Genomic DNA, 13616 nt, shown 5'->3' on the forward strand with positions numbered 1-13616 from the left:
CCGTTAAGCACTCCTGTTTGTGATACTTTTATAATTTTAAATATATTAGTTGCAGCGGATTTTATTAATATGACTAATAAAATAAGCTATATTCCCCTCTTTTCAGCCATTTAGCTATTAATTAGTTATTTATTAAAAATAAAAGATTCATATTGACAAAACTAAAAAAACATTATACTCTTTAAAACGTAATCGTTACGATTAACTAACAAAGATCTGCCCTGAAGAAATCATACTCTATACATATTGATCAACCTTCTAAAAGTATATTCTTTAAAACGTAATCGTTACGATTAAATTAACGCGAAAGGGTGTTTATTTTGAAAAAACCGTACTTATATTTAAGTGTAGTGGCTTTAAGTTTAGCATTAGTAGCTTGTCAAAATTCAGAAGAAACAGCAACTACTAACAGTACTTCATCAGAAGAAGGGAAATCTACAAATGATAATACAACTTCAGTAGAATCAGCAACTATTGCAATCGATGGCTTAGGTGATCATTATCACACTGGGGATACCATTGAGTTGGCTGCTGTATTAAGTGAAGAGGCTGATTATGATCACTGGCATTGGTATACAAGAGAAAGTGGTCAATCAGAATGGGAGGTTGCATCTGGTCAAGAAGGTGACACCTTCTCAGGCGAAGCAAGCGTCGATGGTTTAGAAATTAAAGCAGCTCTTTACAACGATAATCATGAGGTATTTGCTGAATCAGAACCAGTAACGATTGTTATTGATGATCATCATGGGCATGATGAAGAAAGCAAACAGATTTATCAAGGGTATTTTGACGATGATCAAGTAGCAGATCGTGAATTAACAGACTGGGAAGGCGATTGGCAGTCTGTCTACCCTTACCTTTTAAATGGTGATTTAGATAAAGTCTTTGCACATAAAGCTGAAGAAGGTGACATGACTGCGGAAGAATACAAAGACTATTATACAGAAGGTTATGTAACAGACGTCGAACGTATTGTTATTGATAATGGTAATGTAACGTTTTACAAGGACGGAGAAGAGTTTTCTGGAGACTACGAATATGATGGCTATGAAATTCTGACTTATGAAAAAGGAAATCGTGGTGTTCGTTTTATCTATAAACTCGCAGAAGAATCTAAAGAGATGCCTCAATACATTCAATTTAGTGATCATATTATATCACCTCAAGTATCTAGTCATTTTCATCTTTATTGGGGAGATGATCGCGAGAAATTATTAGACGAAGTTACTCACTGGCCGACTTATTATCCATCTAACTTAGATGGCGATGATATTGTGCGCGATCAATTAGCACATTAATATTTTGGAGAAGAGATGGATTGGTCCTCTCTTCTCTCTACTTTTGCAACACATTCTAACAAGGAGATTCATAGATAAAATGAAAAAATACCAAACTATATTCATATGTTTTACCGTGATAGCATTTCTTTTTGGCTGTCAGTCTCAAAATTCAAAAGTAGCTGGAAATAAGAATGAATCTGAAATAACTGTTGTCGCTTCCTTCTTACCGATGTATGAATTCACCAAACAAGTAGCTGGTGATCGAGCAAATGTTCAACTTATGGTTTCAGAAGGTCAAGATACCCATCACTATGAGCCTAGTGCCCAAGATGTAGCAGCTGTCAGTCAAGCAGATGTGTTTGTCTACAGTAGTGAAGAAATGGAGTATTGGGTAAAGAGCCTACTTAATACGGTAGAGAACAACAATCTCGTTATAGCACGTGCTGCAGACGGTCTCGATGAAGCAAAACATGAAAATGTGCATGATGAACACGACTCAACTGGAACAGAACAAGTGAAGATCAATGGGGTAGCAGATCATTACCATACGGGTGATGATATTCAACTTTCAGCTGAATTAACAGGAAATGCCAATTATGATCACTGGCATTGGTATCAGCAGTTAGATGAGAGTGAAGAATGGGAAGCTATTTCTGAGCAAAGTACTGATACGTTGACAATGGTTGCTCCAGATAAAAGTTTAAACATTCGTGCTGTTATTTATGATGATAATCATAATAAATATGCAGAATCAGAGCCAGTAGAAATTAATATTGACAACCATGATAACCAGGTAGACACTGAACACGCTGAACATAACCATTTCAAGAAGGAAGCGGAAATAAACATTAAAGGGTTAGCAGATCATTATCATACAGGTGATGTTGTTACACTAGAAGCTGAGCCGAATGATTCATTCAATTATAATCATTGGCATTGGATGATGAGAGAAGATGCTAACCAAGAATGGAAAGCAGTACCAAAACAAGTAACCGATCATTTTGAATACAAAACAACAGGAAAAAGCTTCGAATTGAAGGCTGTTCTTTATGATGATAAACATCATATTCAGGCAGAATCTAACCCTGTATCTGTGTTAATTGATGATCATGAAGATCAAGATCCTCACATATGGCTTGATCCAGTTTTAGCACAAAATCAAATCAAAGCGATTCGTGATGCCTTAATTGAGGCAGATCCGGGTGGAGAAGAAATATATGAGAAGAATGCTGAATCCTTTATGAATGAACTTAAGGATCTAGATGAGGAATATCAAACTACTTTAAAAGATGCGAAAAATCGTGTTTTTGTCGTGCAACACCAGGCATTTGGCCATCTGGCGAAACGTTACAACCTAGAACAAGTTGCGATTGGGGGATTATCTACAGAAGTTGAGCCCAGTCCTTCACGTATTGCTGAAATCGGTCATTTAGTCGAAGAGAATAACGTACCTGTGATTTATTATCAACAAGGAGCGAGCTCCTCCATTGCTCAAACCGTTGCATCAGAGACAGGAACAGACACAGCTGTATTGTATGATTTAGAGGTACTTTCTGATGAATTATTAGAAAATAACTTAGGTTATATTGAAGCTATGCGTCATAACCTTAAAGCATTGCAACTTAGTGTACATTAGGATCAATTGGTGAAGGCGGTTATTTAAAAAAAGGCTAACTAACCAAAGGTTTGGATTTGCATCATTCTAGTTAGCCCATCTGGTTAATTTAACTTCTATCTATTAGATAAAGAATCAGATAGACGATCCTGCAATCCTTCCACCTTATTTTTGGAAAATGAAGAAAGGTAGATGAAAAAGTGTTCTATATAAAAGTAGCTGATCTCTCTTTCCACTACGAAAAAGAACCCGTCTTAACAAATATTTCATTTGAGCTAAACCCGGGTGATTTTGTCATGTTAACCGGTGAAAATGGCGCCGCAAAAACAACTTTGTTACGTAATATCTTAGGATTGCTTAAGCCTACTATGGGGGAAGTTACGCAGTCTCCTACTAATCGATATGGTGAGAAGTTAGTGGTTGGATATGTTCCCCAACAAGTATCTTCATTTAATATTGGTTTTCCTAGTACAGTCTTAGAATTAGTTCAATCAGGACTCTATCAAAGGGGCAAGTGGTTTAAAAAGTTGACTGAAGCGGATAAAGATCAAGTGAAACGATCCCTTGAATCTGTAGGATTATGGGAAATGCGTCATAAAAAAATTGGTGAATTATCAGGAGGCCAAAAACAACGAATATCGATCGCACGTGTATTTGCTACAGATCCGGACTTATTTGTTCTAGATGAACCTACTACGGGAATGGATAAAAAATCAAGGGAGGAATTCTACCAATTATTGCGACATCAAAGTGAAATACACGAAAAAGCAATTCTGATGGTGTCGCACGACCACGACGAATTACGAAATTATTGTAATAAACATATTGAACTTGTTCGAAAGGAGGAATTGCCTTGGAGATGTTTCTCTATGAATTCATGCAGAGAGCTTTCCAAGCCTCGATTCTCATCTCTTTAATTGCCCCTATGCTAGGCTTGTTTCTCATACTACGGAGACAGTCTCTGATGGCAGATACTCTAGCTCATGTTTCTTTAGCTGGTGTAGCACTTGGATTATTAGTTAGTATCAATCCGACTTGGACGAACATTATCATGGTGGTGATCATTGCGATCTTACTGGAATACTTACGTATGTTATATCGCACCTATTCAGAAGTTTCAATTGCTATTTTAATGTCTGGCGGGATGGCCTTAGCATTGATTTTAATGAGTTTGAACCAAGGTGGAACGACACTTAATATCAATCAGTTTTTATTCGGTTCTATCGTAACAATTAGCACACAACAAGTATGGATGCTCTACCTCTTAGCGGGAATCATCGTCATACTGTATATCATTTTCCGTAAGGCGATGTACGTTTTAATATTTGATGAAGAAACAGCGTTTACTGCTGGATTACCAATCAAAACGATGTCGATTGCCTTTAATGTATTAACCGGAGTTACGATTGCTATTATTATGCCTATAGTTGGCTCCCTGCTCGTATCCGCCATTTTAATTCTTCCTGCAGCCATTTCTATGCGATTGAGCCGTAGCTTCGCAAGCACAATTCTATTAGGGATACCTATTGCGTTGACTGGTATGTTAAGTGGTTTATTTACATCTTATGAGTATGGTACGCCTCCGGGTGCCACTATCACTTTAATCTTATTGGCCCTATTTGTGATAGCAATCATAGTAAAAAAAGTGATGAAACAAAACCAAAAGGAAAAAATTACTTTGAAAGAACAGCAGTAAATGGTACAACATCATTAAATCAAACTTCATAAGGTTCTGGTTCTATGTCTTGTTAGGGTGGGGATACTATTTCCACCCTTAATTTATCTTATAGATACTTTTATTTAGCGTATTTAAATTCAGAGGTTAAGTAGTTTTTTAACTCTCCACTTAAATCTTGTTCTATTTCCCTTTACATCTAAATAAGTTTCACATTCATATAAAATATTTTTCAAGTATCATAATATCTTATCTGTTTGAAATAGCGTTCCGTACATATCGAACATTTATGTATACTCTCTATGAATAACGTTCATGGCCTCTTCTATCCCTTCAACCACCTTATCCAACTCAATGTCTTTGAGTCTCTCCTGGTGCTCTTTTAATGTTTGCTTTCCTGCCCCAGTTTTGACTAAGATTTTCATTGCCCCTACTTTTGAAGCGGCAACCATATCACTCCAGCGGTCGCCAATTACGACGGTTCGAGCTAGGGAAAGCTTATAATCTTCTGCTGCTTGCTGGAGCATTTCAGTATTTGGTTTGCGACATTTACATTCCGCTTCAGGGGCATGAGGGCAAATATACACTTGATCGAATCCGAAAGAAAGTAATTCGTGAATAAATGCCGTTTTTGTCGTTAATCCTTTCGCAATTCCAGGTTGGTTCGTGAAAGCAAAAACCTTTATTCCCTTTTCCTGTAACTTGCTTATATTTTCTTTTACTCCGGGGAAGAGTCTAAATTCCCCAGGAAAATGGATGGTGTCATCGCCACCAATTGTGCCATCTCTATCTAAGAAAACGGCTTGTATTTTATTGTTTTTCTTCATGATGACCGTTCCCCCATAGGCGATTAACCGTTAACAATTTTTCTTCAGCAAAAACCATCTCATAAATATCAGGTTTTGTTGTTTGTTGAAAAAATTGAAAATCAAACTGTTTTTGAAAGTAACTCATTATAATCGTCATGATATTTCCATGTGTTCCAATAACAATAGATTCTCCCTTATAATTGTTCAAAATCTCTTTTATAACTGGAATAGAACGTTCTTGCGCGGCACCTGTGGATTCTCCTCCAACTAAACAGTAATTTTCGTCTTTAAATGACTGCTCAATGGCGGATAATAATTCCTTTTCTTCTGCATGGTAATCGAGCCCCTTAATTGGTCTTTCTCTTAGATTTTCATATGTTTTGATTTGTAGTTGCCTATTTTCTGCAACCTCTCGAACAGTCTCGATTGCGCGTGTATATGGACTAGAGATGACTCTATCAATCTTTTTATCCTTTAAAACCTCAGTGACCTTAATTGCTGCTTCTCTTCCCCTTGGCGATAAACCTCTCGTTTTCTCCTCACCAAATATAAACGGTGATTCTGCATGTCTAACCATATATATTGTCGTTACCATAGATTTCCCCCTATCATTCTCTATAAGACTCGAAAAAATTCCGATAATTTCGAGTCTTATAGTTAACGTAAATCCAAATATATAAAATTCTTTATACAATCTCCACTTTTCTTTTTACGCTAAGAATCGAGCACAATGACATTCTTTATTCTGCTCTACCCTCATGTTTAATCTTTACCTTGGGAAAAGACTCCAATTAATCTCCCACCATATAGAAGCAACTACTCATAAGTAAGTGCGATTAACTCTGTTTGCTATTTTACTTATCCAATTGAGGATAATAAGGACCAAAAAAATGAAGTACGAGAAATCTATACTTCTTTATTTACAGTTATTGAGAAGGTTAAAAATGGGGAACTATAAATTTGCGAAAGGCATGGTGTGAAACATCCAACATGCCTTTTCTTTTTTTATTTAATCTTTATCATACTTATATTAGATTCGGTTTTACAGAAACTTCTCATAACAAAAACATTCATATGCTCGCTTATACTGTGACTTCACTTCTTCTTTGTTATCACCGACATAATGCGCGAAGGTTGTCGTTGGTAGGATATTTTTATCTTTGCTAAAAATGACATCACTACCCTCTTCTTCATTGATATAAAGATGAAGATAGGAGTAATCACTAGTAAATCCGTTTTGCTGGTACCAACTGTTGACTCCATTATCGTCTCTCGTCCACGCTTCTAACCGATAGATGTTTTTTTACGAGCTATTCGCTCAGCTTCTGTCAGTAATGCGCGCGCAATCCCTTGTCTTCGGTAATCTGGATGGACAGCGATATGCCATATCATGCCACCGAGTCCACTCCCCTGGAAACAAATACTTCTTTCTTCATTTTCATATTCTACATCGATCAAACCGACAACTGTTTGGTCCGTGATAGCTATAAGTTCAATCGCTTGATTTTCGTAATGCTCTTTTGCAGTTAAAACATTGTCATAATAAGCTGAATCCAAAAAGGCAAGTACTCTACATCTCACCCAACCTATTTCATCCTCTGGTCTATAAGCTCTTATTTCCATTTACTCTCTCCTTAAGTAAAAGAATCCCCTAAACACCTACATGCAATTATTGTTAGATTCATTGTGAACATGGCAATCACTCCTTTCAATATGAAAGTCTTTATGATTAAAGATAAAAGGCATTAAATAAACAAACGAGAAGTCCAGTTTCTATGGATATAGAACCAACACACTTTGCTAAACGGCCTCACATCCCATTCTATAGAACAAGATTGGCGAGAAACAATGCCTTTTTTGTAAAACGAAATAGTGATTACTATTATTTTGAAATTGCTTGGCATGAATGTCTTTCTCTCGAAATTTCAGTTATCCATTTGAAAATAAAAAGAGCACGCCCTTTTTCTCCATGCTTTACCTTACATTTCGATTGCAATAAAAAACAGGTGGAAATTTGATACAGGTGATTATCTGGTAAATTGTAGCCTATTTTATTTTCTGTATTTCCTATTTTTTTGCAATTGTTCAACTTCCTTTTACTTTTTTTGCTATAATTAATAGTATCATATTTTGGAAAAAATGTAATTTTGTAAGAGGGGTGAAATGATTTTGTTCCAGTTCTTTCAATACAATTGGCAAGTGAGAGATGAATGGTTGACACTGTTGAAAGACATCCCTCCTGATGAACTATTAAAGGAGAGGGTCGGTGGTGTCAGGAGTATTCTTTATACCTTCTTCCATATCATTGATGTGGAGTATAGCTGGCTACGGTGTATCAATGGAAAAGAAGATGTACTATTTGATTATAGTGACTATCAGACACTTGATCGTATTCAATATCTATCAAATCAACTAAGAACTGAAATAAGCGCTACCTTTCCTCATGATGTACCTATAGATAAACAAGTATTTATTCCTTGGGACTCTAGTCACCAAAATGTGACTGCGATTCTTCATCATATAATTGCCCATGAAATTCATCATATCGGCCAGTTGTCTATATGGGCGAGAGAATTGAATTTACACCCTGTCTCTGCTAGCTACATTGGGCGGAAATTTTAATCGGAGGTATCTATGCGTTTTACTTATTTTTGTCTTAGCTTAACAGTGTTGTTTTTATTATGCGGGTGTTCTGAAATGAGTAGGAATGAAAAATTAGAAACGAACTGGTCTTTCCAAACTGAAAACGGACAATCATTTAATATTGTAGAAATCCAACATTTAATGGAAAGGTACATAAAAGATCATGATGAAGAAGATGCTATATTCGCAGATTATAAAGAAGCGGTCATTGATCCTATTTATAATGAATGCTTTCTTGACGGCGAATTTCTTCATATCGCTGAAGATGTATTGTCACATAACCCGAAGAATTTCGACAAACTACAAAGAGTCATCGAACGGATGAATAGTCAGGAAGTAAAAGATAGCTTATCCGAAGCATTAGAGCTTTCTGCTGCTGCCTTACCGATAGAAAAGGAAATCAATGTCTGCTTACTTCCTGTTTCCTACCCTGGTTTTGGAATGGCAGTAGGATCAGATAAGATTCTCATTTTGTTTGACGAGTACCTTTCCATCGATCGTTTTAAGGTTACACTCGCTCATGAATATCATCATAGTGCCTGGCAAGCTGCATATAGAGAGTCATCTGAGAAATGGACTGTCCTAGATAATATGGTTTTTGAAGGAAAGGCAGTGATGTTTCAAGAGATCATTTACCCTAATCAACAAATGATCAATACAAATGAGATTTATGACCAAGAGGCATGGGATTATGCTTCACCTCATTTCGAAAAAGGAACACTCGAGCACTCTAATGAGATTCTTTATGGCGGATTTGATCCACTGCCACCATTGTATGGCTATTCTGAAGGCTACCGAATGGTGAAAAATTATATTGAGAAAAATCCGAAAATGAGTATTCCGGAATGGACAAAACAAGACGCTGCCACTATTTTCAAAGAAGGTAATCATGAGGAAAACTATGATTAAGATAGGAGAGCTCTTATGCAACATGGAAATGTATTAATTCCTTCAAAAAAGGGACTGTTTCTCTATAAAAACACCTTTCAACAAGAAAGCCTATTACGCTCAGATGCTTCGTATAAATTGATATATGCTCTAAACGGACCCATTCATTACGATCTATCACAAAGAGTGGAAAAACTAAAGGTTAATCAATTTATTATGGTTGATCCATTTACACCTCATCAGCAATTATTTGTTGAAAAGCAAAAATTTCTCATTGAAATCAATCCTTCTTTTTTAAAAGATGTCAATGAATCTTTTGGTAATCAACCTGCTGATATTGCATTTGCTGCGGTCATTCAGCTCAATCCAATGATTACGAAATGGATTGAACTGGTCATTGAAATGATGACACTAGAAGAAGATCATCAACAGCCGATGTTTCAGTTATTCCTTGAGAACAGCTATACCCAGTTAGCGATTCTTCTTTTAAAACACACGATACATACGAATAACCATCAGCTACCAACTGAACATTTTCAAACCGTAGCACCTGCTATTTACAAAGTCACTTCCTCATTAAGAGAAGCCTATCAATCACCATGGTCACTCAATGACATGGCGGCAATTATTGATTGGGATATCTATCATTTCTCTCATTATTTTAAAGAAATCGTCGGTGTTTCACCCTATTCGTGGTTACAAATCTATCGTCTGCAACGAAGTTTGTTTTCATTGAAACAGAATGATACGACTATCCTCGATACGGCTCTGAACGCAGGTTTTTCATCCATTGCTGTCTATAATCGCCTTTTTAAAAGAGTATATGGCATTTCACCTCGAACATTTCGAAACAACTTCACGAAGTAATAAAATGTGAAGAGACATATAAAAAGGCCACATATTGCAAAGAGGAATCTTACTGGTACAATATGTGAGAATAAACCAAATAATAATAAGGAAAAGGCATTCGCACAATATAAAGTAAATGCGCTAAAACTAAAGCCTCGACCTAACATCTCATCTGGTAGGTGTTTTTGTAACAAATAAACTCTAGCTAACCCTGAAATCGGTAGACCAATCGCTGCGAGGGACACACCAATAAACAAAGATGGGAGCCCATTAACTAAACCGACGATACTAATGCCAGCTCCCCATATAAATGAACCAATTACATATTGCATCATAGTGAATCTTTTGATAAATAAAGGAATGATTACATTAACAACAATGACAAATAGGCCGTACCAACTGGTTAAAATACTGTACCATTCTTCTCCCTTTGTAACCATTTGTTCTACTAACAAAAATAATCCTACTTGCCAGACCCAAGTATGGAAAAATACAATCACAACAGTGATGAAAATGACATTCCTAAGAATATGGTGCTGTATTAACCAGTGAAAAAATTCCTTTAAGGACCTGTAAATTTTTAATTTATTCGTTTTGATGTCACTATGAATGTATACCTTCACAAATGAAAGGAATATTGCACTAACAAGATAGCTAACTATCGAAAATGTAAATAAATGTATTTTACCGATCGTAGCTAAAATGATGAGGTTTCCAACTGGGCCTACTATAACAACACCTCTTGTAATAGAGTCAACTAAACTGTTGGCCGTTGTTCTCTCTTCTTCAATCGTCACTTTCATCAATAACGCTCTACTCGCAGGATCATATAAGCAACCTATTGTATGTATAGATAAACAGAGAAAAATAAGTTGCCAATATTGTAATTGCTGAGTATAAAATAAAACAACCACTATCATGATTATCGGTATTTTAATGATTTCCATCCGAATAAGCCATTTCTTAATAGGAATCCAATCCGCTAGTACGCCTCCTATTAATCCAAATAGCAAATATGGCAACACTTGAGCGGCCACCATAGCAGTTACATAGCTAGATGAACCCGTTAATGAGAAAGCAAAAAACAAAAAAGCCATATTTATCATCATGTTACCTAAACTGGTGAAACTCTTACTAAGTAAATAAAACCTGAATGCCCGGTTGTTTCGCAGAATTGATTGATACATCTCGCTCACCTCACCTACTAGCTTATAGTTGAGCGAGGGATTTTTCCGCTATGATATTGTATATATTTTGCACAAGATCATACCACTTACTATTGTTTAGTATCATTCTTATCAAAAATATAAAAGATGATAATCCTAATTACGATACCATACAAGGTCTACGGTTGGTCTTAAACTCTCACGCATTAGGTAAATCATATATTTGTTAGGTTACGCTATAGCCTTCCTCACCAATTTCACCAACAATTTCCTCTAGAACATCCTCCATTGTGACAATACCAACAGCTTGATTTTCTTCATTATGAATAAGTGCCATATGCTTTCTTGTTTTTTGCATCGTTAGTAAAGCTTCCTTAATTGGAGAAGTCTCTAGAAAGTTTGGAATTTCATGAATAAGATCACTGATAGATACATCTTGATCCACTAGACTTTTCGTTAATAATTCCTTTGCATTTATATAACCTTCAATCCTTCCATCTATCTTGTCTTTAACAGGATAACGAGTAAAAGCGTGTTTTTCTAAAATATCTAATAAGACGGCAAGGCTCATGTTTTTTTCAAGTGTAATGATACTTGCTTTAGGAATCACGATATCTTTTAGTTTTCGTTCATCAAAACTAAAAATATTTTCTAGATAAGTAAGTTCTGCTTGGTTAATCTCACCACTTTCGAAGCTTTGTGTGGCAATCAACTTTATTTCTTCTTCTGTATGCGCTGTTTCATGTTTCGACGGTTCGACACCAAACAATCTTAGAAGACGTTGCGAAGCTCCATTTAAGAATTTTATAAACGGTTTTGTTATTTTCCCAAACCAATATAATGGTGGAGCAAGTAACAATGTCATCTTCTCTGAATATTGGATCGCCAATGTTTTTGGAGCTAATTCTCCAAAGACAACGTGGAAAAACGTGACAATCGCTAAAGCAATGATATACGACAATAAAGTGGCTGTTGCTTGAGAAAGTTCGAATCGTTCAAAAACAGGATGTAAAATTTTTTCTACTGTTGGCTCACCCAATGCACCGAGTACGAGGGCGGTAACAGTAATTCCTAATTGGCATGCAGATAAATGATAATCGAGCCCCACAACCACTTTTTTCGATATTTTAGCCTTTTTATTTCCTTCTTCAATCAGTTGGTCAATTCGTGACATTCGCACCTTAAGAATAGCGAACTCTGCACCAACAAAAAACGCGGTTAAAATAATAAACACAACAACAAGAAATAGATTTAAAATAATCATACCGTCCATTCTCAATCCCCTTTGGGTTCACCTCCAATATGAAGTCCTTCTAATTGTACTCTTTGGATTTGTAGTTGTTTTACTTTCATTACTGTCCAAGTGAGACCGTTTTCTTCCACGACATCTCCCTTTTTTGCCATGCCCGCTAATTTTTGATGAATCCAACCGCCTAATGTATCAATTTGATCACTATTTGCGAATGTCATCCCGAATTTTTCTTCTAAATCAGCCAATAAAACGCGTCCAGAGATACAGTATTTGTTAGGTGCACGATACTCAATTTCTTCGACTTCCTCTTCGTCAAATTCATCGCGAATTTCACCAACAATTTCTTCTAAAATATCTTCTATCGTAAGTAAACCAGAGGTACCACCGTATTCATCCACAACTATCGCCATGTGAACACCGATTTTTTGCATTTTGATGAATGCGTCGTATATTTTTGTTGTTTCTAAAATAAACGGAATAGGTTGAATAAAATCAGCCAAGTGATATTCCCTTTTGCCTGCCATCTTGGTCAACATTTTTTTAACATTAACGATGCCGATCACTTGATCCTTTGTGTCTTCTATCACAGGATATCTTGTAAAATTATGCTCAATCATCATTTGCGCAATTTCTTCCCTTGTCATGTTCTGCTCGAACACAGCCATATTAATTCTGGGAACCATGATATCTTTGGCCACCCTTTCATCAAAGGAGAAAATATTTTCCATATATTCGAGTTCGGTTTGGTTGATTTCACCGCCTTTATAACTTTGGGTCATGACAATTTTCAATTCTTCTTCCGTATATGAGTCTTCTTTTGCTTTTGCCGGCACGCCAAACATACGTAATATCACACGTGATGTTCCATTGAGTAACCAAATGAAAGGAAACATGATTTTTCCGAACCAGTAAAGAGGGGGCGCTAATAATAAGCTCATTTTTTCGGCAAATTGAATCGCTAAGGTCTTAGGTGCCATTTCACCGACAACTACATGTAGAATTGTTACTAAAATAAAGGCAATGGCATATGAAAGAACTGATGATAATGATTGTGAAAGATTTAACCAATCAAAAACAGGATATAATATCTTCTCAACGGTTGGCTTACCAAGGGAACCAAGTCCTAAAGCTGTTACGGTAATCCCCAGTTGGCAAGCTGATAAATTATAATCTAAGTTATCTGCTACCCTCTTGACAGTCATTGCTTTTTTATTCCCCTCATCAATAAGCTGATCAATCCGTGACATTCTTAGTTTGACAACAGCAAATTCAGCTGCCACAAAAAAACCGGTCGCAAAGATCAAGAAGGCCAGTAGTAGTAAATTTAATATTGTAATCAGATCCATAAGACACCACCAGTATTGAAATTGTATTTTATTAATGTGTCCATTCTTATATCATGTACTCATGCATTTGTAATGATTAGTTAACCTCTAATA

Annotated in this window: 12 protein-coding genes and 1 pseudogene; 7 read left to right on the forward strand and 6 right to left on the reverse strand. The window is 36.2% G+C overall.

Annotated elements, in window-relative coordinates; genetic code table 11:
• The first annotated feature begins 320 nt into the window (after positions 1-320).
• The 4 genes from LG276_RS12240 to LG276_RS12255 all read left to right on the forward strand — a co-directional run bounded on the left by LG276_RS12240 (position 321) and on the right by LG276_RS12255 (position 4591).
• Entirely contained in the window at positions 321-1298 is a 978-nt protein-coding gene (locus tag LG276_RS12240; RefSeq protein WP_224936510.1) for a metal-binding protein ZinT, read from the forward strand.
• Positions 1299-1377: 79 nt separating this feature from the next.
• On the forward strand, positions 1378-2916 hold the full coding sequence (locus tag LG276_RS12245; protein ID WP_224936511.1) for a metal ABC transporter solute-binding protein, Zn/Mn family: 1539 nt from the start codon (positions 1378-1380) through the stop codon (positions 2914-2916).
• Positions 2917-3095: 179 nt separating this feature from the next.
• Complete coding sequence (locus tag LG276_RS12250; protein WP_224936512.1) at positions 3096-3812, forward strand: metal ABC transporter ATP-binding protein; 717 nt, start codon at positions 3096-3098, stop codon at positions 3810-3812.
• Positions 3749-4591, forward strand: a complete 843-nt coding sequence (locus LG276_RS12255; RefSeq protein WP_224936513.1) for a metal ABC transporter permease — start codon at positions 3749-3751, stop codon at positions 4589-4591. Before LG276_RS12250 ends, LG276_RS12255 begins: the two co-directional genes overlap by 64 nt.
• A 266-nt stretch (positions 4592-4857) precedes the next feature.
• Here LG276_RS12255 and LG276_RS12260 read toward each other — a convergent pair whose 3' ends face one another.
• The 3 genes and pseudogenes from LG276_RS12260 to LG276_RS12270 form a co-directional block, all read right to left on the reverse strand.
• Positions 4858-5397 carry an HAD-IIIA family hydrolase gene (locus tag LG276_RS12260; protein ID WP_224936514.1) on the reverse strand — a complete coding sequence of 180 codons (540 nt, stop codon included), beginning with the start codon at positions 5395-5397 and terminating at the stop codon, positions 4858-4860.
• A complete protein-coding gene (locus tag LG276_RS12265; protein WP_224936515.1) occupies positions 5381-5974 on the reverse strand; it encodes a histidine phosphatase family protein in 594 nt (197 codons plus the stop codon). Before LG276_RS12265 ends, LG276_RS12260 begins: the two co-directional genes overlap by 17 nt.
• Positions 5975-6421: 447 nt before the next feature.
• Positions 6422-7002 (reverse strand): annotated as a pseudogene (locus LG276_RS12270) (GNAT family N-acetyltransferase).
• A 546-nt stretch (positions 7003-7548) separates the two neighbouring features.
• Here LG276_RS12270 and LG276_RS12275 point away from each other — a divergent pair.
• The 3 genes from LG276_RS12275 (at position 7549) to LG276_RS12285 (ending at position 9777) form a co-directional block, all read left to right on the forward strand.
• On the forward strand, positions 7549-8001 hold the full coding sequence (locus LG276_RS12275) for a DinB family protein (RefSeq protein WP_095373688.1): 453 nt from the start codon (positions 7549-7551) through the stop codon (positions 7999-8001).
• 75 nt (positions 8002-8076) lie between these two features.
• Positions 8077-8931 (forward strand): DUF2268 domain-containing putative Zn-dependent protease, encoded by an 855-nt coding sequence (locus LG276_RS12280; RefSeq protein ID WP_224936516.1) that lies wholly within the window; start codon positions 8077-8079, stop codon positions 8929-8931.
• Between the two features lie 15 nt (positions 8932-8946).
• Positions 8947-9777: a helix-turn-helix transcriptional regulator gene (locus LG276_RS12285; protein WP_224936517.1), complete on the forward strand. Its 831-nt coding sequence runs from the start codon at positions 8947-8949 to the stop codon at positions 9775-9777.
• On the opposite strand, the gene LG276_RS12290 is transcribed toward LG276_RS12285, so the two are convergent.
• The 3 genes from LG276_RS12290 to LG276_RS12300 form a co-directional block, all read right to left on the reverse strand.
• Positions 9708-10946, reverse strand: a complete 1239-nt coding sequence (locus LG276_RS12290) for an MFS transporter (RefSeq protein WP_224936518.1) — start codon at positions 10944-10946, stop codon at positions 9708-9710. The two genes, LG276_RS12285 and LG276_RS12290, sit on opposite strands and share 70 nt — an antisense overlap.
• A gap of 205 nt (positions 10947-11151) precedes the next feature.
• Positions 11152-12198 carry a hemolysin family protein gene (locus LG276_RS12295; RefSeq protein ID WP_404292095.1) on the reverse strand — a complete coding sequence of 349 codons (1047 nt, stop codon included), beginning with the start codon at positions 12196-12198 and terminating at the stop codon, positions 11152-11154.
• A 2-nt stretch (positions 12199-12200) separates the two neighbouring features.
• The gene (locus LG276_RS12300) at positions 12201-13523 is read right to left on the reverse strand and encodes a hemolysin family protein (RefSeq protein ID WP_224936520.1); all 1323 of its coding nucleotides are present in this window, start codon (positions 13521-13523) and stop codon (positions 12201-12203) included.
• Positions 13524-13616 lie beyond the last annotated feature (93 nt).

It is taken from the genome of Cytobacillus kochii (assembly GCF_044790165.1).
Lineage (GTDB): Bacteria > Bacillota > Bacilli > Bacillales > Cytobacillaceae > Cytobacillus > Cytobacillus kochii.

What these genes read in the sequence shown, in the direction of transcription:
- LG276_RS12290 (WP_224936518.1), bottom strand. Translation starts at nt 10,946, where the DNA reads ATGTATCAATCAATTCTGCGAAACAACCGGGCATTCAGGTTTTATTTA.
- LG276_RS12260 (WP_224936514.1), bottom strand. Translation starts at nt 5,397, where the DNA reads ATGAAGAAAAACAATAAAATACAAGCCGTTTTCTTAGATAGAGATGGC.
- LG276_RS12245 (WP_224936511.1), top strand. Translation starts at nt 1,378, where the DNA reads ATGAAAAAATACCAAACTATATTCATATGTTTTACCGTGATAGCATTT.
- LG276_RS12295 (WP_404292095.1), bottom strand. Translation starts at nt 12,198, where the DNA reads ATGGACGGTATGATTATTTTAAATCTATTTCTTGTTGTTGTGTTTATT.
- LG276_RS12265 (WP_224936515.1), bottom strand. Translation starts at nt 5,974, where the DNA reads ATGGTAACGACAATATATATGGTTAGACATGCAGAATCACCGTTTATA.
- LG276_RS12300 (WP_224936520.1), bottom strand. Translation starts at nt 13,523, where the DNA reads ATGGATCTGATTACAATATTAAATTTACTACTACTGGCCTTCTTGATC.
- LG276_RS12285 (WP_224936517.1), top strand. Translation starts at nt 8,947, where the DNA reads ATGCAACATGGAAATGTATTAATTCCTTCAAAAAAGGGACTGTTTCTC.
- LG276_RS12280 (WP_224936516.1), top strand. Translation starts at nt 8,077, where the DNA reads ATGAGTAGGAATGAAAAATTAGAAACGAACTGGTCTTTCCAAACTGAA.